Source organism: Methylotuvimicrobium alcaliphilum 20Z (genome assembly GCF_000968535.2).
Classification (GTDB): Bacteria; Pseudomonadota; Gammaproteobacteria; order Methylococcales; family Methylomonadaceae; genus Methylotuvimicrobium; species Methylotuvimicrobium alcaliphilum.
In genome coordinates, this window is the sequence record NC_016112.1 from 3,408,537 (window position 1) to 3,430,053 (window position 21,517).

Consider the following 21,517-nt stretch of genomic DNA (forward strand, 5'->3'; position numbering starts at 1 on the left):
GGGGTATATCATAAAGACGACATCGCAACTTCGTTCGAAGCTAGTCGATTTTCGATAAAACGAATAAGGTTTTCATAACCGTCACCTTCGAGATCCTTATACCGCATACCGATTTCGCAACGGTCCCTCGCTATCCGGCGGGAAAACTCAACATTACAACGGGCTTTTACCTGTAAAGGGCGATCGCCGGCATGCGGCAAATCCAACCATGCATTTAATTCCACCGGACGACCGTTACGGATGTAACATCCGCCCGGAGTCATCAAATTCCGCTGCAATATACTGCATTGGATCGAAAAACCGTCACTGGAAGTATCGATCGCCAATACTTTGAGACGTACACCTTCTTCATTAGTGACCACAACAGGCAAATGCGCGGCAACACGAGGATAAATTCTCTTTTCCATAGCCATCTCCGATCGACCAAATATTGTCATCAGAATTTTAGCCTATATCTTTTTTTTTACCAGAATAAATATATAGTTGTCGCTCACACCTCATTCACTTAATTAGATTACTCAGCCGCGAAACAGCTACGATTGACAACATTATCTAGAGCATCAATTCGAAACAACCCACAAGAACCGGCTTTCCCTTATCAAAGAGCAATTTGTGACCTACCGACAAGAAATCGATCGAATCGAGGTCTTGACTTTAATCAACCGCTACGAAAGAATCTCCTGTATAATTTTCAAACAAGTTATGTTTTTTACCGCTCTTACACGACCGAAAAACGTCTAATTTAAGTTAGAAAGCATTAAGCGTTACCGACAAGGCCGGCAACCATCGGACAGGCGCTATCACTAAAGCATCATAATAACAAACTCTATCTAAACGTTTTTTTCAGTCGATATGGAGTAAATAAACTTTCGCACTTTTTGCGAGTCACAATGACTCGAATCGTGTGTTTTTTCAGAGGTCTTCGCATGCATAAAAACTTCCTTACCCTTCTCTGCGGCGCCATGACGCTTATTGTTCCACTTGAACTGCAAGCAGCCAATGATTTGCCGCCTTCTGCTAAAGTTGAATTAGGCGAATCAGAAGAAGTCTGTTCCGACTTCACGTCACCGAAATGGAGAGACGCACAAGTCATCGACGGCGTTGAGATTCAAGAATCGAGACTTTGCAACCCCGACAATCCTGCCGATATTGCCGCCTTCGTAAAAGGCACGAACAACATCAGCATGTCGACGTTAATGGATACTCAATTGGCCGCCGACGCAGTCATCAAAACCAATGACGTCGACGGCGACGGCGACCCCGACCATATCATCATAAAGCTCGAAATCGTCGAATTAAATGGCCACTCTCCCGACAGTACCGAATTGACCACTCAATTCGACATTGCGCCGGGCGTACAACCTACCTTTTGGGTATTCGCGCCTAAAACCCGCGACATGTCGACTTTGAGCCTCTACGAACCGCAAGCCAATGCGCTACTGCGAGTTCCTTCGCCGACCATACGCGTCGAAGAAGGCGATACCGTCTGGCTGGTTGTCGAAAATACCCACCACATGCCGCATTCCCTGCATCTGCACGGTGTAGACCATCCTTATATGGACCATAGCGGAAGCGGCAATGACGGCGTCGGACAAACCAGCGCAATGGATATTATGCCCGGCGAAAGTAAAACTTATGTCATCAAACCACGCCAGGCCGGCACTTTTTATTATCACTGCCATGTACAACCGCACACCCATATCCCAATGGGATTGCAAGGCCTTTTCATCGTAGAGGAAAACCGCCCCAACAACTGGGTGCAAACCTTCAATGTCGGTAATGGCCAAGTTCGACACCCGTCGGTAGCGGTTCAGGAAAAATATGCTCGCGAATACGACATGCATTATCAGTCGGCGGACAAGGAATTGCATGAACTAGCTCGCTCGGCCAACGACCCGCGCCTACTCGCACAAAAACTGAACATGGAATACGACGTCACCGAAGCGACCGACGACTATTTCATGCTGAACGGCCGCTCATTCCCGTATACACTGAGGGAGTCCTTGATTGAAATGCAGCCGAACGAAAAGGTCAAGCTTCGCATACTAAATGGGCATACCGAAGCATTGGGCGTTCATATCCATGGACATAGACCCATGATCACCCATTACGACGGCATCGATAACGGCCCGGGATCTTATATCATGCGGGATGTCCATACCATGGTTCCGGCACAACGTATCGATCTGGAACTTGACGGCACCGACGACGGCTTACATAGCTTCGGCGAAGGGGTCTGGATGATGCATGATCATGTCGAAAAATCATTCACTACCAACGGCATCGGCGAAGGCGGCGATATTAGCTTGGTCGTTTACAAAGATTTTCTTGACGAAAAAGGGATTCCGAAAATGCAAGGCTGGACTCTGGCACCTTATTTCACGAAAGAATTTTGGCAAGGCAAATACCCGCTATGGCAAGATTACGACAAGTGGCGCAGCTTAGGTCTTCCTGACGCTCGCGGCTACAAAGCTCCTTTGCCGTCTCCACCCCAAATGATGCTTGAAGGACCATCCGACTCTTTCAGCTCGACTGCGCCGGGCACAGAGAAATCGTTTATCGGCGATTTATTCTCCGGATTGATTTTAGGCATCCTCGCTTACATGGCTATCGTGCGGCGCGAAGACATTTTCGCCTTGTATCATAAGCTCGTTAAAAAGCCGGCCTAAATTCGGCCCGTATCGACCTGCGGAGCTATTCCGCAGGTCGATATCGCGGCTTTAACCCAAATCCCAATCAAACCAAGTCAAACCTAAATCGACTCTCCCTTTGCTAATTTGGGCAACCTGCCATCCAATCCCATCGCGGCTCGCATAACTTTTTTCTTGACCGGCACGACACGCTCAGCCAAACCCAATCCCAAATTGCGCAAAATCCTAACCGGCATGATTTCATTACTGAAAACCCGGTAAAAAACATCCATGACCGTCATCATTCTTAGATTATCTACGCGCCTTGCCTTTTCATAACGCTTCAATTCGGCAATATCGCCAATATTCCGGCCCGATCGATGAGCATCGACCAACACTTCAGCCAATACCGCCGCATCGAGCAAACCGATATTGACACCTTGACCCGCCAATGGATTAATCATATGCGCAGCATCACCGACCAAAGCGATGCCGGGTTTCACATAATTTTGAGCGTGCTGCCGTTTCAACGGAAACGAAGCGGTATTCAAGACAGCGTTGACTCTGCCTAAACACTCTGGAAACGTCTTGGTCAATTCGCTCAGCAATTGATCTCCGGATAAGGATTTTAATCGCTTGATTGCATCAGGAGAGTTATACCAAACCAACGAAGCGTGTCGACCGGTTAACGGCAAAAAAGCCTGTGGGCCGCTAGGCACGAATCGCTGCCAAGTAATATCCTGCTGGGGATAATCGGTTGCCACATAGATCACCAGCGCATGTTGTTTATAATCCCAACCGGTCACCCCAATCCCGGATACCTGTCGAACTTTGGAATTCCCGCCGTCGGCGCCGACTAAAACATTCGCCGTCAAAACCGTACCGTCATCCAGCTCAACCACCGAACGATGGCCTTCGTCATCCAAGCCGTAATCGATGCGCTTAATACTAGCCGGACAAAATAAACTGACGTTATCAAAATCCTGCAAACGCTCCAACAAGGCCAATTGGGTTACCCGATTTTCGACGATATACCCCAACTCGTTGTAATCAATGTCGTCACTGCAAAATTCGGTATCGCCGACGGTTTCCCATACTCGCATACGCCGAAAAGGGCAATAACGGCGATTCAGAACACCCCGCCACGCGCCGACCCCCTCCAAAATATGCCGCGAGGCAATACTCAACGCGGAAACTCTAAGATCATGGGGCTGATCCGAAGAAAACTCATCGGGAAATACTTGTTCGATCACCGCAACCTTAAGACCGCTTCCGCCCAATCCGCAAGCCACTGCGGCCCCAACCATTCCCCCGCCGATTACTACTACATCAAAATTCATTTTCTTATTTGGAACCCGTAATTAACTATTTCTAATATACCTATCGCACTTCAAATTATCGGTGATAATTATGGATTTCGTGATAAATAACGTCCTGAAACTATGCGCTGTCGAGGGTTCGGTAACTCGCCTGACAGGGCGCTCCTCGACAGGCATACTCCACAACCTAAACTCGGAGAACATGTTCAAACTGCGAATTGATGATAACAATTTGCATCTAAATGACTTAAAATGCGACTCATGATATCATTTGCAGGTTTCTCTAAACGCAATTGCCTGCATTACTTATTGCATCGCCAATGCAAACCGCTCTATTTGAGCAGTTAATGTTTGAGCAATCAAAGCTTGACTTTAGCATGCATTGCGAGAAAAACGAACTACTAACGCTGTTGATCGCAGCATGACCGGAACGGGTTGGATATAATGACTGAAATTTCCCGAATAAACCTCAAAGAACCCTTGCTTTACGACGCCGATCTTTCCCAAGATAGCTGCGGCGTGGGTTTTATTACTCATAAACAAAGCAAACAGACTCACGAGCTACTTGTCAAAGCGCATGAAGCGCTATGCACGATTCCCCACCGCGGCGGCATGAGTGCCGAAGGTATCGGCGACGGAGCCGGCGTGAATGTCGATCTATCATTGAAGTTTTTTCGAAAAATCACCGGAAACAACAACCTGCAACTCGGAGAATTTGGCGTTGCCAACTTTTTCTTTCCGGAAGATCACGAGCGTTACGATAGTTTCGCGATCGAATTGATCGAAAAACACCTAACTCGATTCGGCCTGCCGGTCATTACTTGGCGAAACATCCCGGTGGACAGCCAAGTCATCAACGAAGCATCCAGAAAAGCGCAACTACCGATCAAGCAAGTAATTTTCGGGCGCCCGGAAGCTTTAAAGACAGCGACTCATAGCGAATTCGAACAACTGATTCAAAGCGCATTGCTGGATATCGAAGCCGATGGCTTTACCCGCGACGAATTAACCGGTTTCTACCCGCTATCGATGAGCTCGAGAACCCAGGTTTACAAAGGCCGACTGAACTCTTTTGAAGTAATACCGTATTTTATCGACCTCTACGACGAAGATCATGAAATACACACCCTATTCTTCCATACTCGATTCTCGACCAATACCGCTCCGGCAACGATGATGGCGCAACCGTTCCGCTACATGGCGCATAACGGAGAGCTAAACACCGACAAAAAAAATCGGCTCAGTGAAAATGCGATCGCGCGCTTACACAACAAACATATCGTGTTCCCGTGCGGACAATCCGACTCGGGCCGCCTCGATCAAACACTGACTCGCCGAATCAACGAGGACGAACTCGATGTCGTCACGGCCGTGCTGGCGATGATGCCGCCTGCCTGGGAAAACGACACGACTCTGTCGCCGAAAGTTCGCGCGATGCTTGAGTATTTCAGCCTCTATGAAGAAAAAAACGACGGCCCCGCCGCCCTGATCTTCTGCGACGGCATACGTGTTGGCGCGCGTCTAGACCGTTTGGGGCTCAGACCCTTGCGCTCGGTGGAAACCGAAACCTATCTAGCCGTCATGTCGGAAGCCGGTCAAATCGACTTCCCTCCCAAAGACGTTATCAAACGTGGTCGTATCGAAGCCGGGGGCATGATTTATTTCGACCACAGCACCGGACAGATTTACAACAGCAATCAAGTCTTGGAAAAACTGGCCGGACAAAAAGACTATGAAGCGATGCTCCGCGAACGAAGCTTGTATATCGGCGAACTGCCCGACGTCTCATTCGATGAGTTAACCCCGGTCAACGGCGATTTCAACATCGATCAACAACACACGGCTTATTCGCTAAACCAGGAAAGCTTTAAATTCCTGCTTGATCCGATGTTAAGCACCGGTCTTGAAAAAGTTTCGGCGATGGGCTACGGAATTGCTCCCAATGCGCTTTCCGATGCCGAAGGCGGCATGTCCCGTTATTTCAGCCAGCGCTTCGCTCAAGTCACCAACCCTCCACTCGATTCAATTCGCGAAAGCGACGGCATGACCTTGCGCGTCGCGCTCGGTGCCAAACCGACCTTTTCCGAAGGCAACAGCAAGCAATTGGTCATCGACTCGCCAATTCTGCAAAGAACGAATTTAGAACAAATCCGTAGGCAGTCCAGCGTCAAGACCATCACATTGGACATGCTATTCACGCCGGACTTCGAAAATCCAAAAAATAACGAAGACCTTCTCGAGTCGGCGGTGCGCGCCGTTTGTCAGGAAATCGAACAAGCCGCCCGCGACAACACCGGCATCATCATTCTCAGCGACACCGGCATCAGCCGCGATAAAGCGGCGATTCCCGCCTTGCTGATGGTTGCCGCGGCCAATCAACACCTGGTCAAACAAGGCCTGCGCTTCCACTCGTCACTAATCGCTGAAACCGGACAAGTCGCCAGCGCTCACGATATTGCAACAATACTCGGCTTCGGCGCTTCGGCTGTCTGCCCGATCAGCGCCTACAATCGCGTCGTCAGCCAACTTCAGCCAGAGAACCAACAAAAAGCCCTCGATAACTTCAAAAAAGCGGCGGAAAAATCGCTGATGAAAACCATGGGCAAGTTCGGGCTCTGCACCGTAGAAAGCTACATCGGCGGCGAGTTTTTCGAATCGAATTACCTGGATACCAACGAGCCGCGCCTACAACCGTATTTCCCGAATATCAACGCGCCGGTCGGCGGCGTACGCTATGCAGACATTGCGAAAAGCGCGGCCGCATGGCATTACAAAGCATTGAGTATCAAGGACGAAAAAGATATTCCTTTCATCGGTTTGTTCAAGGAACGGCAAGACGGCGCAGGCCATAGCTTCGGCAATCTCGCTGTCCGTGAATATATCAACATGACCGACGAACCGATCTTGTATATTCCACAAGACAAATCGCCGGAAGCCAGAGATACCGCTTATTTCGATTTCGGTTATGACAAACGCACGCCCGAACAAATCGATAATTTCGGCATCACGCCGGCTTATCGTAGCTTCGCGAAAAACCTGTACCAAGAGCGCGACAATCGCCCGGCCGCATTACGCGACATCATGGATCTTCCGGCCGATATCAGCCAAGCGCAAAGCACGGCCGATTTCGACCGCATTTTGGGCAAGCAAAACTTGCTCGGAAACAACAACTACATGATTCACGGCATCGCGGTTGAACGAATCGACGCTGTTAATTATGCAATTACACTGCCTGAAAACAACAGTGAAGCGCGGTTAACCGGCATCGCCGAGCATTTCAAAAACCGTTTCGGCGATAGCGCCGCAACGATCAGCGTTACAAACAATGCCTGTGCAATCAAGCTCTCAGATAGCGACAATCTTTTCGGACAATATTTGGCCAATATCAAAACTGCCCGTTCTCCGATTGCATTGTCCGACGTTCAACCGGCTCATAAAATCACTGCCAAACTCGCATCCGGTGCAATGAGTCACGGCGCATTGATCGCAGAAGCGCACGAGGCTGTCGCGCAAGGTACCAACATTGCCGGCGCGCTCAGCAACTCCGGTGAAGGCGGCGAACACTCGAGCCGTTTCAACACGCTTCGATCAAGCAAGATTAAACAGTTCGCATCGGGCCGTTTCGGCGTCTGGGCCGGTTATCTGGCCGACCCGAACATCGAAGAAATCGAAATCAAAATCGCACAAGGCGCAAAACCCGGCGAAGGCGGACAATTGCCTGCGCCGAAAGTATCTGTCGAAATCGCGGCATTGCGCGGCGGCACGCCACAAGTCGAGCTAGTCAGCCCGCCTCCGCATCACGATACCTATTCGATAGAAGACCTCGGTCAATTGATTCACGATGCCAAAGCAGCCCGCGTTCGAGTCGTCGTCAAACTGGTATCCTCTGAAGGCATCGGCACGATCGCAGTTGGTGTCGCGAAAGCCGGCGCCGATGTCATCAATGTGGCCGGTAGCACCGGCGGCACGGGCGCGGCCGCGGTCACGAGCCTGAAAAACACCGGTCGCTCTGCCGAAATCGGCATTGCTGAAGTTCATCAAGCGTTAGCAGTGAACGGCTTACGGGATAAAGTCATATTGCGCTGCAGCGCCGCGCATCAAAGCGGACTCGATGTCGTTAAATCGGCGATATTGGGCGGCGATTCCTTCGAATTCGGCACGACCGCATTGATGATGCTGCGTTGCGTCATGGCGAAAAACTGCAACGTCAAATGCCCTGCAGGATTGACCACGACGCATGAGGAATTCAAAGGCGATCCGAGAGTGCTGGCGCAATACTTCATGAATCTCGCGCACGAAGTCCGCGAAATTCTGGCAGTCCTGGGCTATCACAGCCTTAGCGAAATACGCGGTCAAACCGATTTGTTGCATTTAATCAACCATCGTTCCATCGTCGGACAGCTCGATTTCACGAAACTGCTGGCTCAAGTACCTGTCGTCAAAATCGAAAAACCGATTTATCTCGAAGCGAATTTCAGCATCGACGACAAGATCATCGAGCAAGTTAAATCGTCGGTGATCTTCGGCAATCAGACGCAAATCGTTATAGAAGGCGACGACTTCAAACTCAGTAATCGCAATAAAACGGTCGGAGGCCAAACCGCAATCGATATCGAACGCATACTTGCTTACGATTTAAACGAAGAACAAGTCGCTCGTTCGAAAACGATTTATACCAACCAGCACGGACGGCGATATCTTGCGCCCGACTCGGTCGTTGTAAAAACGACCGGCTCGGCCGGGCAAAGTTATGCTGCTTTCATGAATGACGGCATGCGCATGGAACACACGGGAACTTGTAACGACGGCGTCGGTAAATCAGCCTGCGGCGGCACCTTAATCGTCGAATCCCCAGGCGGCGGCATTAAAACACCCGGCAATAACGTGCTGATCGGTAACTTTGCGCTGTTCGGCGCAACCGGCGGCAAAGCCTTTATCAACGGCGAGGCCGGCGACCGTTTCGCAGTCCGTAATTCCGGTGCAATGGCAGTCGTCGAAGGCGTCGGCGATTTCGCCTGCGAATACATGACCAACGGTGCGGTATTGAATCTCGGCCACTTCGGCAAGGGTTTCTGTAACGGCATGTCCGGCGGTAATGCCTATCAATACGACCCTGAAAACTTGTTACCGAAGCTTTACGACAAAAGCTCGGTCGAATTGCATGAGTTGAACGAAAACACCGATACGGCCCGAGCGCATGAACAGTTCTTACTCTATATGCTCGAACAACACGCCGATTATGCAAACTCGAGCAAAGCAAGGAACATCCTGAATAACTGGGAAACGGAGCGTAAACATTTCAAATTTACGATTCCGCTATGGCTGTACAAAACACAAACGGCTGAGTTCCTTAGCCAAACAATGGACCGCAAAGCGATGATCGAAGAATTGGCGGTCTACTACGCAACACGCCAGATCGAACAAATGAAATCGGCTTATCGGACAAAACAGCCATTATTCGGCGGAGCGATACCCGGTTACGGCGAAACCGACACCAACTTGACTTTTAGTCTGGTCAACAGTTACGCGGTCATCGATAAGGCATTCCGGATAGCCGGCGAGCAATTGAACTTCAAGTCCGCCACGCCGACACACGAAGCCTTGGAAAAAGCGGCTTGGAAATTAATTGAGTCCCGTCCGCGTAAAATTCAAGATGCGTTGGTTAAAGAGACTCGCGAAGCTTACAGTAATTACAGCGACGATCAACTGAGTTGGCTGTTGGCAAGCAAGCGTCTTGCCGATTATAAAACCGCCTTGGCCAACCGTGACGTACAAAGCATCTACTCGATCGGCTCGACCGCTTGGATCATCGAGCAGGACGCTATCAACCGCGAGGCCCTGGCCGGCATTCCTGGGGTCGAACAATATCTAGCCGGACTGGTCGGTTCCAATATTATTCAGGAAATGATGGCTCCGGCTTCGGCATAATTCCATCGCACTTTTTACCAGTACCGGCATAACCTGTGAGAAATCATGGGCATGCCGGTATTACGTTCATTAATTTGTAACTAAACATGATGAAAACACCTCATATTCCACTCGATGCACCTTACAGCGACAGTCAACGAGCCTGGCTCAGTGGCTTTTTCGCGGGCATGCATACGCAAATGATACAAAGCGCCGGCAGCAAGAGCCAGGCCGACGCCCGCATCATTCATATTCTTTACGGAACGCAAACCGGTAACTCCGAAGCCTTGGCAAACGATGCCGCCGCATCCGCAAAAGCCCATGGCTTAAAACCGATCGTCAAAAGCATGGACGAAGTCGAATTGGATGCATTCGGCAAGATGGAATATCTCTTGATCATCACCAGTACTTACGGCGAAGGCGAAATGCCGGACAATGCTCAAATTCTTTGGGAAGCGATTTCGTCCGATGCGGCACCGTCGTTGCAGCACATGAAATATTCCGTACTGGCGCTCGGCGACACGAGTTACGACCAATTCTGTCAAGCCGGCATCGAATGGGATCAACGGCTTGCCGAACTCGGCGCCGAGCGTATTTATGACAGGATCGACTGCGACGTCGACTTCGAGGAACCGGCCGAATTGTGGATTTCGGAAGTCATCCCACATATGGCAGAGGGCGCCTCGACGACCATTATCGTCGACTCCGACGCAGCAATGGTTGAAGCGCCGAAATACAGCCGTAAAAACCCGTTCCCGGCCAAATTACTCGTCAATCGTCTGTTGACCGCCCCCGAATCATCGAAAGAAACACGACATTATGAAATCTCGATCGCCGGTTCAGACCTAAGCTACGAAGCCGGAGACGCGTTGTGCGTATTCCCGACCAATTGTCCGGAACTCGTCAAAGACATACTGCGAGCGATCAACTGTACAGGCGAAGAAGAAGTCCCGGTCGATGGCGAATTAATGCCGCTTAACGAAGCGCTACGCGTTCATTTCGAAATCAAACTGCCATCCAAGGAACTGATCGATGAAATCGCTCGCCGCTCCGGCGATCAAGAATTGAATACGTTGCTTGAAGAAAACGATAAGGAAAAATTGGCGAATTATCTCTGGGGTCGCGATACTCTCGACTTGTTGCTGCAATCCCCGGACATAGACATTTCTGCCGCCGAATTCATCGCCTTGCTGAAACCGCTGCAACACCGCGCCTATTCGATATCGTCGAGCAGTAAAAAACACCCGGATGCCGTGCATCTAACCGTCGCTAGCGTCCGTTACCAAAGTCACGATCGCGAACACAAAGGCGTGTGTTCAACCTTCCTGGCCGATTTGGTCGATGAAACGACCGATGTCCGCTGTTTTTTCACGCCGAACAAGGTCTTCCGAGTCCCGGAAGATAACAGCCTGCCGATGATCATGGTCGGTCCCGGCACCGGCGTTGCACCTTTCCGCGCATTCCTGCAGGAACGGGAAGTGCGGCAAGCAACAGGTAAAAACTGGCTATTTTTCGGCGACCGTAATGCCGCGACAGACTTCATTTATCGAGAAGAACTCGAAGCAATGCAAGCCTCCGGTCTATTGACGCGGCTCGACTTAGCATTTTCCAGGGATCAGCAGGAAAAAATTTACGTTCAAGACCGAATGCGCGAACACGGCGTGGAATTATTCGCTTGGCTCGAACAAGGCGGCTATTTCTTCGTCTGCGGCGATGCCTACCGCATGGCTAAGGATGTCGATAAAGCGCTACACGATGTGATCGCCGAACAGGGAAAAATGACCGAACAGCAGGCCATCGATTATGTCAATCAATTGAAAAAGGATAAACGCTACGTCCGCGACGTTTATTGATCCTGGTTCACATGTATTAAGATGCAAGAGGCAAGATGCAAGGTAAAAGACAAAAGGGAAAAAACTTGGCTCTATGTGAAATTCAATGGGTTGATAGTTGTCCGTCATTATTCCGTTCGTCCTGAGCAAAGTAAGCGCCCTTCGGTTGCATGGCGTTACCATGAAACAGTCGCTGTTTGCCATCAATTTCTGCCTTTTTTGTATTTCCGCAAGTGATTGATAGCAAAGGCATAAAAAAACTGTTTCTTGAGAGAGCCTGTCGAAGGGCGAATGAAATAATGACCTTCTGCGGGACGGGTTATTTAACCCGTCCCTAACGTTTTCGGTTTGCCCTAAATATTTCGGCTTATTTTGGTCAAAGTCGAAACGTTTAGGACGGGGTTGCAAACCCCGTCCTGCTAGGAGAACCTTGAACCTTGAACCTTAAACCTTAAACCTTAAACCTTAAACCTTAAACCTTAAACCTTAAACCTTGAACCTTAATTATTTTATTCCAGGTCAACGCTGGATCAGCAACACCGAATCCGAACTGGGTTTAGGCATCGTCGTCGAATCAGAGTATAACCGTGTGACAATGCTCTTTTTGGCTACCGGCGAACGCCGCGTGTATGCGAAAGATAATGCCCCACTGACGCGCGTCATCTTCAGCGAAGGCGATATCATCGAGTCCGCCGATTACAGTAAACTGACCGTGACCAAAATCATCGAGCGCAACGGTCTAGTGACTTATGTCGGTAAAACCGAGGAGAACCGGGAAATAAGTCTCGATGAAATGGAATTGAACCATCATATCCAATTCAATAAACCGCAAGATCGCTTGTTTACCGGACAATTCGATCCGAGCGCTTGGTTTCAATTGCGTTATCAAACATGGCAGTACTGCCGCGAACATCAACAATCGCCGGTCAAAGGCCTACAAGGCGGACGGACGTCGCTGATCGCGCACCAATTATTCATCGCGCATGAAGCCGCCGGGCGCCCGACGCCTAGAATCATGCTTGCCGACGAAGTCGGCCTCGGCAAAACCATCGAAGCCGGATTGATTCTGCATCACCGACTCAATAACGGGTTAAGCAATCGGGCCCTGATCATCGTACCCGAAAGCCTTCTTCATCAATGGCTAGTAGAAATGCTCAGGCGCTTTAATCTACGATTCAGCATTCTCGACGAAATGCGCTGCCTAGGTATCGAAAACATCGATATCGACTATATCGGCGAATCCGAACCGCCGACTGAAAATCCGTTCAACACCGAACAATTGATACTCTGCAGCCAGGAGTTTTTCGCGCAACATCCGAAACGGCAACAACAAGCGTTGGAAGCCGGCTGGGATATGGTCATCGTCGACGAAGCTCATCACTTGGAATGGAGCGAAACCTCGGCCAGCCCGGAATATTTGTTCGTCGAAAATCTCGCCGCATCGACCCCCGGATTGATTTTATTGACCGCGACACCGGAACAACTCGGCAAGGAAAGCCACTTCGCCCGGTTGCGCCTGTTGGACCCGGACCGATTCTACAGTTTCAGCGCCTTTCTCGAAGAAGAAACCCATTTTCAACCCGTTGCCGAAGCCGCCAAATCGTTGCTGGCTAATCAAGCACTAACGCCGGACGAAAAAGCCCATTTAGCGCGCCTGGTCAAGCACGACCATGTCGATACCCTACTCAAAAACCTGGACGATCCGGAAAAATCACAGCTCGCACGCGAAGAACTGGTCAAGATTCTGCTCGACCATCACGGTACCGGCCGGATTTTGTTCAGAAATTCCCGGCAAACCGTGCAGGGCTTCCCTGACCGAGAACGTCAAGGGTGCACTTTGAACGGAAGCTCAGAATCCTTGCAGGAAGACCCCCGTACACTTTGGCTCGTTGAAAAAATCAAAGCTTTAGCGGGTCAAAAAGCATTATTGATTTGCCGGCATGCGCAAACCGCGATCGAACTCGAACACATCATCGAAAAGCGTTTCGGCATCGCCGCGGCCGTCTTTCATGAAGGCATGTCGATCATCGAGCGCGACCGCGCGGCAGCCTATTTCGCTGACCAAGAAAGCTCGGCGAGACTACTGATCTGTTCCGAAATCGGTAGCGAAGGCCGCAACTTTCAGTTTGTCCATCATTTGATCTTATTCGATTTACCGGACAACCCTGACCTATTGCAGCAACGCATCGGCCGCCTTGACCGCATAGGTCAACGTCACATCATCGAAATTCATGTGCCATATTTGACCGGCAGCCGCGAACATACCCTATTCCGCTGGTACGACGAAGGTTTGAACGCCTTCCGTCACAATACTTCGGCGGGACAACGCGTCGCCGAGCTTCTGCATGATGAATTGCACACAGCGCTCGAAAAATACGATAGCGAATCGCTCGACAAACTGATTGCCAAAACTCAAACCCTGGCGCAACAAATCGAAACCGAACTGCATAATGGCCGAGATTTGCTGCTCGAACTCAATTCCTGCCGTAAGGAAGAAGCTCAAGAACTGATCGATCGGCTCAAGCAACGAGATAATGAAGGCGTGCTATGGCCTTATATGGAAGACGTCTTCGAATGTTACGGCGTCGATACCGAATTTCATTCGGCCGATTGCTTCATTCTAAGACCCAGCGAACACCTGCGCATGTCACATTTCCCTGGTCTTTCCGAGGAAGGTATGACGGTTACCGTAAACCGCGACATTGCGCTGGCCCGCGAGGAACTGCAATTTTTAACCTGGGAACATCCAATGGTCGCCGCCGCGATGGATATGATTTTGTCCAGCGATACCGGTAATGCCGGTGTCAGTGTCGTCAAGCATAAAGACCAAAAAGCCGGCCGCTTCTTATTGGAATGCTTGTTCATCGTCGAATGCAGCGCCCCGCCCGAACTGCAAATAGGACGCTTTCTGCCGCATACACCTATTCGCATCTTAATCGACCAAAACAAGGCCGACTTAACCGATACGATCGAACATATCGAGTTGATCGACTCTGGCAAAAAATTCGACAAAACACAGATCGTCGCTTTTTTGAACAGCCAACGAAAACACCTGACTACCCTGCTCGACATCGCCGAACAAAACGCCCAAGCGCAAATGAGCCAGTTGATTACGGACAGTCAAAAAACCATGCTGGAGACGATGACCGGCGAAATCAAACGGCTGACTCGGCTAAAACAAGTCAATCCGTCGATTCGCGAAGATGAAATCGAATTCCAGAAAGAAACCGCGATGCTCTTGCACGAAAATATTCAAGACGCGCAATTAAGGCTCGATGCGGTGAGGTTTGTCATTACCAGTTAAAAAAGGTACGCGATGCGTACCCTACGACTAACGTTGAATTATTAAGCGCTTCCGTAAGAGCTTGGTGTTTTCAACTATTACTGCATACAGCGCAAAAAAAATCCGGCCAATGAAAAAAATCACGGTAGAAAATTACCGCGAGGATAAATACTACCTCCGCATCGTTAAGGCAACCGCTGAATTGTTGACCGAACAAGGATATGTTGCGCCGGTCCGGCTTTTCCAAAAAATGGAGCTATTGACGGAACTGGACATCGTAGCTTGGCGCCGGGGCCGGCTGCCTTATTTGGAAAAAGCCGTTCGTTGCAATCTTGCCAAGGCCAACCGGATTCTACGAATACTGAGATTCCATGCGCACGACCTAAATCTCAAACCCTCGAGCACGGTTTATCTACGCAAGCAACCCGGCAACCGAATGCCGCTTAAATTCAGCAAATCGGGCGACAAAAAACTCGAAGAAGCCTATGCCACTCATTTGGTATCGCCACGATTGAAAGCGGCTAAGCAACATGCCGAAACGGTGGGTGAAACCGAGGAATACCCAGCTGCGAGAAGCCAAGCATTAAAACTATGCAGGACTTTAAGCATAGAATCCTACACTAATCAAACCCTAAGGGCTTGCATTAACATTGACGGGATTACCATACCGTGCTCCAGCGATTGAGTGGTTTTGCCATCGCGCTAGATGTCCAACAACGTACCTCAAAGAGGTCAGTATAACGGCGAGAGCTGGAGCTTGGGAAACAGCAAAAAATTGAACTAAATCTCACCTCGATCTAACCTCTTTCCTCTTTCCTCTTTCCTCTTTCCTCTTTCCTCTTTCCTCTTTCCTCTTTCCTCTTTCCTCTTTCCTCTTTCCTCTTTCCTCTTTCCTCTTTCCTCTTTCCTCTTTCCCCTTTTTCCATCAAGCCCTATCGACTGAAAACGCCAAGACTTGCTCGATCGACTCGGCTCCGGCCATCACCATCAATAAACGATCCAAACCGATCGCCATCCCGGAGCAATCGGGCAAACCCGATTCGAGCGCCCGTAAGAAGCGCCGATCTTTGTCAACAGGCGGCAGTCCATTGCTGGCTCTAAATTCGATTTCTTTATCGAAACGGGCCTCCTGCTCGTCGGCATTACACAGTTCGTAAAAACCGTTACCCAATTCCACGCCGTCGATAAAGATCTCGACACGGTCGGTTATTGCGGGATTATCGGCATTCAGGCGCGCAAGCGACGATTGACAGGCCGGAAACCCGTAAACCATGCATAAACAGCCTTCTCCCAGATGAGGCTGCACGCAATGACTGAAAAGAAAATCCAGCCACAGCGCATGATTATTTTCACAAATCGAAACGGCTTCAGGCAAGCCGGCACGCTCGGCAAATTCCCGGTAAACGTAGGCCGAAAACGTTAGCGGATCGAGGCCGGTATATTTTAGAAAAATTTCTTGGTAATGAACGGTATGCGTTTGTTTAAGTGTTTTGAAAGGCTTCGCAACAACCTGAATCAACCGGTCGATTTCCGCCATTAATTGAAATAAATCGAAGCCGACTCGATACCATTCGAGCAAGGTGAACTCGGGATTATGAAAACGGCCGGACTCGCCGTTTCTGAAAGCCTTACAGATTTGGTACATCGAACCATAACCGGCTGCCAGTAATCGCTTCATCGCAAATTCAGGCGAAGTCTGCAAATACAGCATCTGCCGATTCGGATGAAAGCAAAATTCGGTACTGAAAAAGGCTAACTGCGGATCTGTGCCGATGCCGTGGCAGAGGAGCGGTGTTTCAACTTCAAGTACATTCGATTCGTCGAAGAACCGGCGAATCGCAGCCAGCATTCGCGCCCGCTGACGCAAATGCTCCAATGAACCGGTCGGTCGCCAATCGCCCGGTGTCACTATTCTTTGACGCGCGAAACATACTCGCTGGTACGAGTATCGACCTTGATCACTTCGCCGGTTTGCACGAATAACGGCACGCGAACGACCGCGCCGGTTTCCAATACGGCTGGTTTGCCGCCGCCACCGGAAGTATCGCCGCGCACGCCCGGATCGGTTTCGGTAATCGCCAATTCGACAAAATTGGCCGGCACGATCGAAAGAGGAACGTCGTTCCATAGCGTCACGGTACACATATCTTGATCCTTAAGCCAAAGGCCGGCATCGCCGACGGCCTTTTCGTCAGCCTGATACTGTTCAAAAGTATCGGGAACCATGAAGTGACGGAATTGACCGTCGTTATAGAGGTATTGCATCTCAATATCGACCACATCGGCGCCTTCTAAAGACTCGCCCGATTTAAACGTTCTTTCGATGACTCGTCCGGTTTTCAGATTTCTGATCTTAACCCGATTAAATGCTTGGCCTTTTCCCGGCTTGACGAATTCGTTTTCGATAATCGCGGCGGGATCGCCGTCCAGCATAACTTTCAATCCGGCTTTAAATTCATTGGTACTAAATGTGGCCATATTTTCCTCACGACTGCCAATTAAGAATAAAGAAATAATTAAAAATAAAAGCTCGCCATTATAATAGACGCCCGAACTGTTAGAAACACGAAATCGCACCCGATGACCAAAAACCCTCCGTTTATCCCGAAAATTTCCTGGCAACAAGAGCTTGCCGAAGCCTTCACGACAATCGATGCGCTGTGCGCGTTCTTGGAACTCGACCCAAAAAACTTACCGATATCGAAACAGGCCGCGAAGCAATTCGCACTGAAAGTGCCGAAAAGCTTTGCCGAAAACATGCATAAAAACGATCCCAACGATCCTTTATTGCTTCAAGTACTGCCAATTCACGATGAAACCCTCGCCTACCCGGGCTTCAACGACGATCCGGTCGGCGATCTCATGGCTACCCGAGAAAACCATATTTTGCACAAATATCAAGGCCGTGTATTGATGATCAATACCGGAACCTGCGCGATCAACTGCCGATATTGCTTTCGTAGAAATTTTCCGTATGCCGATTACCAACTCGGACGCCAAAAACAAAACCGGGCCATCGACTATATTGCCAACGACCCGAGTATTTCAGAAGTCATTCTGAGCGGCGGCGACCCTTTGTTATTAAGCGATAGCCGTCTAGCCGAACTCATCGAGCAGCTAAATGCGATCGAACATCTAACCCGCATCCGCATTCATAGCCGCATCCCTATCGTGCTGCCGTCGCGAGTCACTGATGAGCTAATTAAAACACTGGATACCGCACGGCCGAGCGTTACGATCGTCATGCACTGTAATCACGCCAACGAGATAAGTCATGCCGTCGAGACCGCCAGCCGTAAACTCAAGCTTGCCGGCATCATGCTTTTCAATCAGGCTGTTTTGCTGAAAAATATCAACGACGACGCCGATCAACTCTGCCGGCTCAGCGAAACTTTGTTTCGCAACGGCATCGTGCCTTACTATTTGCATTGTCTCGACATGGCGACCGGCACCGGGCATTTTGAAGTCTCCGATGAAAAAACCTTAAGCCTATACGAAACCATGCAAAAAAGACTCCCGGGTTATCTCGTGCCGAAATTGGTGCGGGAAGTGGCTGGGGCGCCATACAAAAAACCAATCGAAGCATCGGAACGTGTACTTTAAAATTTAGGCTATGTTCGCGTTAATAGTTGATACTTTTGAACTTAAAGCCAACATGAACCCCAAGGATTCAGCTCGGAATAACTTTTTTTTCAATATCGCGCCAATGGCTGAAAGGAGGGTACGGTTGCTCGATTGACAGGTGTCGGCAGCAGGGCAGATTTTTGCTCCTGCAAAATCTGCATTCATACCATCCATGGCAATCAGATTCCGCCGTCAAGCCTACATGGACGTATTCACCCAGCCCCTAAATTCCATAGCCCATCGGTCATGGTTAATAGTCTTACTAATTTAGGGGCTGGGTCCTGTCAAGCGAGTAATCGTACTCTCTTCCACGCTCAGTGTATTGGAAAGCAATCATTGACTATTTCCTAAGTGGTTTATTTAGTAGGAAAGAGAATCGTTTCAACTGCTAACGCGAACATAGCCAAAATTTACAGGGACGAAGTGCGGATAATTTCTCAACGAAAAAAACCATAGAGTCTACAATGTAACAGCTTAATGAATTGTCAAACATCAGATACGATGAAAAAATCTGAATCACTTCCTTTTACGTTGGAACAAGACGCGGTAGCCGATTGGTTGAGTCGACTCGACGTAAAAGATTCCATTGCCTCAGGCGCAACGTTTTATGCGGCATTAAAAAAAATACCGCATATTCGACTCGGCGATAAAGATCTGCTGGCCGTACTCGATACCTTAACCCCGTCGGTCTTACATATTTCCGATAATTTGATCGCATCATTATTACCATCGATCATTGCCGAAGGCTCGGTGAACCCAAAATCCCGAAAACTTGCCAGACTCAGTAGTCAATTGTTACGTAGCCACTGCCTGGCCTACTGCCATGCATCTACTGCCCAATCCTTAAACGAAAAACGCAAAGCTCATGCCATCTTTACGGCCATGCAAATCGCCGGACTGACAATGCGAACCAATACATTGATTTCGGAGCGGAATTCCTCGACGCTTTGGCAAAAGACGGGAGAACTCTATCGAATCGCACGCAATGAACAATTAATCCCTATTTCGTTATCGAGCAAAATTCCGGTATTTAAAGCGCATAAATCGATATCGTCGGTGTTAAAACGCAATCTGTTGTTCGCATTATTCGACCCTTACCCTGCACCAGCGGAACGAATCATCGCTTATTTCGATCTCGCCGATCGCATTGCCGATTTAATAGCGTTCGAAAAATCACTGAACCCGTCTTATAACTTTTACTGGGACGGTTGCGATAAAACCTTGCATCAAGACATTCCTGATATCCCTGGCGAAAACGGCCTTATTTTCAACACCGAAGAGGTTGCGCAGCAACTATCAAGCCTAGCACCGGAAATAGAGGGGCAAGACGATTTATATTTCACGTTACGTCAAAAAATTAGCGGCTATCAAGACATTCTCGACTCAGTGATACTATCAAGGCCCAAAGCTTATTGTTATACGGTCGGTATAACGCCAATAAGCGAACGGCTGAAGCACCTTGAAAGGATTTTTAAGATCCATCGATTGAGCGGCCCAATGGACAAAGCCGAGGCGCTGAGCAAAATGGAACTAATCCCGATGGAAAGTGAATTCAAAATGCTAAGCCCTCGCCAGCTGCATCTATCGCAAGAAAGCGGCAAAAGCATTAAAGTTGAATGGATTAATATACAACAGACGAAGTTTACGCAGTACCTCCTAGGTCATGCAAAGAACGAACGACTCACCGCCGGCCAACCGATTTTCCTCTACAATCAACAAGAAATGCCTTGCATCGGCATAATCCGAAAAACAATCAAAAGCTCATCCCCTATACAACAGATGTTGATAGAAACATTACCGGGGGAAGCCAATTCCGTTCAATTCCGCATTCAAACAACGACTATCGAAGCCTTATTGGTCGATTCGCCGTCAAAAACCGAAACCGTCTTATTGCCGCCCGGCAAATATTCGACAGGAGACGAATTGGTCCGGGTCGAACAACTCGACAAACGTTATCATCTCCACAAGCTGCTCGAAGCCGGGGAACATTTCATGCATTATCGGATCGTTTCCGATTAGCCACACCATGCGGCACATGGGCAGCGGTAACATGCCGAGCAGCCGATTCGCAATGACCTTGCTGATCGTCGAAAAAGATATCCGCACCGAAAGCATCCAAGAAAGGGCCTTTCGGCATGCCGCCTAAAAATAAAGCCTCATCGATTCTGACCCCCCAAAGTCTAAGCGTCCTAACCACCCGTTCGTGAGCCGGCGCGCCGCGCGCGGTTACTAAAGCCGTACGAATCGGCACGGCATCCGGGTCGAACTGAGACTGAATACGATGCAATGTACTCAAAAACTCCTTGAAAGGGCCTCCAGGCAGTGGATTTTTAGCTTGACTGCACTCGTTTTCGGTAAATGCGCTTAGACCGCGCTCTTGATAGATACGCTCGGAATCGTCCGAAAACAATACCGAATCGCCGTCGAATGCGATACGCAATTGATCATGAGACTTTTTCAGCGAAGAACCCGACAATATCGTCGCGGCCGCATAACCGGCCGCCAATGCATTAGCGACGTCGACCGCATTCGACGAAAGAAACAAATGCGCGCCGAATGCACGAATATATTCGTAAGGCGAAACGCCGCTAGTAAACGCCGCACGGGAAATATCGAGTTTATGATGCGCGATCGAATTAAAAATTCTAAGACCGGTATCGGCACTGTTGTGAGACAACAAGATCACCTCGACGATCGGGCCGCTTTTGCTGATGGCGTTCAACGCCAAAAACTTTTTGACCAGTTCATAACCGAAACCGGGCTCCAAAATCTCATCCTCATGCTCGATCTGGTAACGGCAAAAAGCCTCCTTGCCGTCCGTCTCGAAGATCCGGTGCGACTCGTCCAAGTTGAACAAAGCCCGGGATGAAACCGCAACAACCAGTTTTTGATGCTTGATCTCGATCGGCGCAGTCATATCAT

The 21,517-nt window shown here is 49.4% G+C and carries 13 protein-coding genes; 7 read left to right on the plus strand and 6 right to left on the minus strand.

The annotated features are described in order from the left end of the window. Positions 1-8 precede the first annotated feature (8 nt). Positions 9-407 carry a pilus biosynthesis protein PilZ gene (locus MEALZ_RS14450; protein WP_014149395.1) on the minus strand — a complete coding sequence of 133 codons (399 nt, stop codon included), beginning with the start codon at positions 405-407 and terminating at the stop codon, positions 9-11. A 519-nt stretch (positions 408-926) separates the two neighbouring features. On the opposite strand from MEALZ_RS14450, the gene MEALZ_RS14455 reads away from it, so the two are divergent. After that, positions 927-2,669, plus strand: a complete 1,743-nt coding sequence (locus tag MEALZ_RS14455; RefSeq protein WP_014149396.1) for a multicopper oxidase domain-containing protein — start codon at positions 927-929, stop codon at positions 2,667-2,669. A gap of 83 nt (positions 2,670-2,752) precedes the next feature. Here MEALZ_RS14455 and MEALZ_RS14460 read toward each other — a convergent pair whose 3' ends face one another. After that, complete coding sequence (locus MEALZ_RS14460) at positions 2,753-3,970, minus strand: FAD-dependent monooxygenase (protein ID WP_014149397.1); 1,218 nt, start codon at positions 3,968-3,970, stop codon at positions 2,753-2,755. Positions 3,971-4,393: 423 nt separating this feature from the next. Here MEALZ_RS14460 and MEALZ_RS14465 point away from each other — a divergent pair, with 423 nt between their 5' ends. The 4 genes from MEALZ_RS14465 (at position 4,394) to MEALZ_RS14480 (ending at position 15,656) form a co-directional block, all read left to right on the plus strand. After that, the gene (locus tag MEALZ_RS14465; protein WP_014149398.1) at positions 4,394-9,877 is read left to right on the plus strand and encodes a glutamate synthase-related protein; all 5,484 of its coding nucleotides are present in this window, start codon (positions 4,394-4,396) and stop codon (positions 9,875-9,877) included. Positions 9,878-9,966: 89 nt separating this feature from the next. After that, a complete protein-coding gene (locus MEALZ_RS14470; protein WP_046061611.1) occupies positions 9,967-11,709 on the plus strand; it encodes a sulfite reductase subunit alpha in 1,743 nt (580 codons plus the stop codon). A gap of 472 nt (positions 11,710-12,181) precedes the next feature. Then, complete coding sequence (gene rapA, locus MEALZ_RS14475) at positions 12,182-14,992, plus strand: RNA polymerase-associated protein RapA (RefSeq protein ID WP_014149400.1); 2,811 nt, start codon at positions 12,182-12,184, stop codon at positions 14,990-14,992. A 109-nt stretch (positions 14,993-15,101) separates the two neighbouring features. Next, positions 15,102-15,656 (plus strand): hypothetical protein, encoded by a 555-nt coding sequence (locus tag MEALZ_RS14480; RefSeq protein WP_014149401.1) that lies wholly within the window; start codon positions 15,102-15,104, stop codon positions 15,654-15,656. A 112-nt stretch (positions 15,657-15,768) separates the two neighbouring features. On the opposite strand, the gene MEALZ_RS23800 is transcribed toward MEALZ_RS14480, so the two are convergent. The 3 genes from MEALZ_RS23800 to efp are packed head-to-tail and all read right to left on the minus strand — an operon-like array spanning position 15,769 to position 17,449. Then, a complete protein-coding gene (locus MEALZ_RS23800; RefSeq protein WP_269844346.1) occupies positions 15,769-15,897 on the minus strand; it encodes a hypothetical protein in 129 nt (42 codons plus the stop codon). Next, complete coding sequence (gene epmA, locus MEALZ_RS14485; RefSeq protein ID WP_014149402.1) at positions 15,897-16,880, minus strand: EF-P lysine aminoacylase EpmA; 984 nt, start codon at positions 16,878-16,880, stop codon at positions 15,897-15,899. Before epmA ends, MEALZ_RS23800 begins: the two co-directional genes overlap by 1 nt. Beyond that, positions 16,880-17,449, minus strand: a complete 570-nt coding sequence (gene efp / locus MEALZ_RS14490) for an elongation factor P (protein ID WP_014149403.1) — start codon at positions 17,447-17,449, stop codon at positions 16,880-16,882. Before efp ends, epmA begins: the two co-directional genes overlap by 1 nt. A 102-nt stretch (positions 17,450-17,551) precedes the next feature. On the opposite strand from efp, the gene epmB reads away from it, so the two are divergent. Both epmB and MEALZ_RS14500 read left to right on the plus strand, forming a co-directional pair. Further along, the gene (epmB, locus tag MEALZ_RS14495; protein ID WP_014149404.1) at positions 17,552-18,574 is read left to right on the plus strand and encodes an EF-P beta-lysylation protein EpmB; all 1,023 of its coding nucleotides are present in this window, start codon (positions 17,552-17,554) and stop codon (positions 18,572-18,574) included. 522 nt (positions 18,575-19,096) lie between these two features. Next, entirely contained in the window at positions 19,097-20,614 is a 1,518-nt protein-coding gene (locus tag MEALZ_RS14500; RefSeq protein ID WP_014149405.1) for a hypothetical protein, read from the plus strand. Here MEALZ_RS14500 and MEALZ_RS14505 read toward each other — a convergent pair. Continuing rightward, on the minus strand, positions 20,586-21,512 hold the full coding sequence (locus MEALZ_RS14505; RefSeq protein WP_014149406.1) for a 5'-nucleotidase: 927 nt from the start codon (positions 21,510-21,512) through the stop codon (positions 20,586-20,588). The two genes, MEALZ_RS14500 and MEALZ_RS14505, sit on opposite strands and share 29 nt — an antisense overlap. Positions 21,513-21,517: the final 5 nt, after the last annotated feature.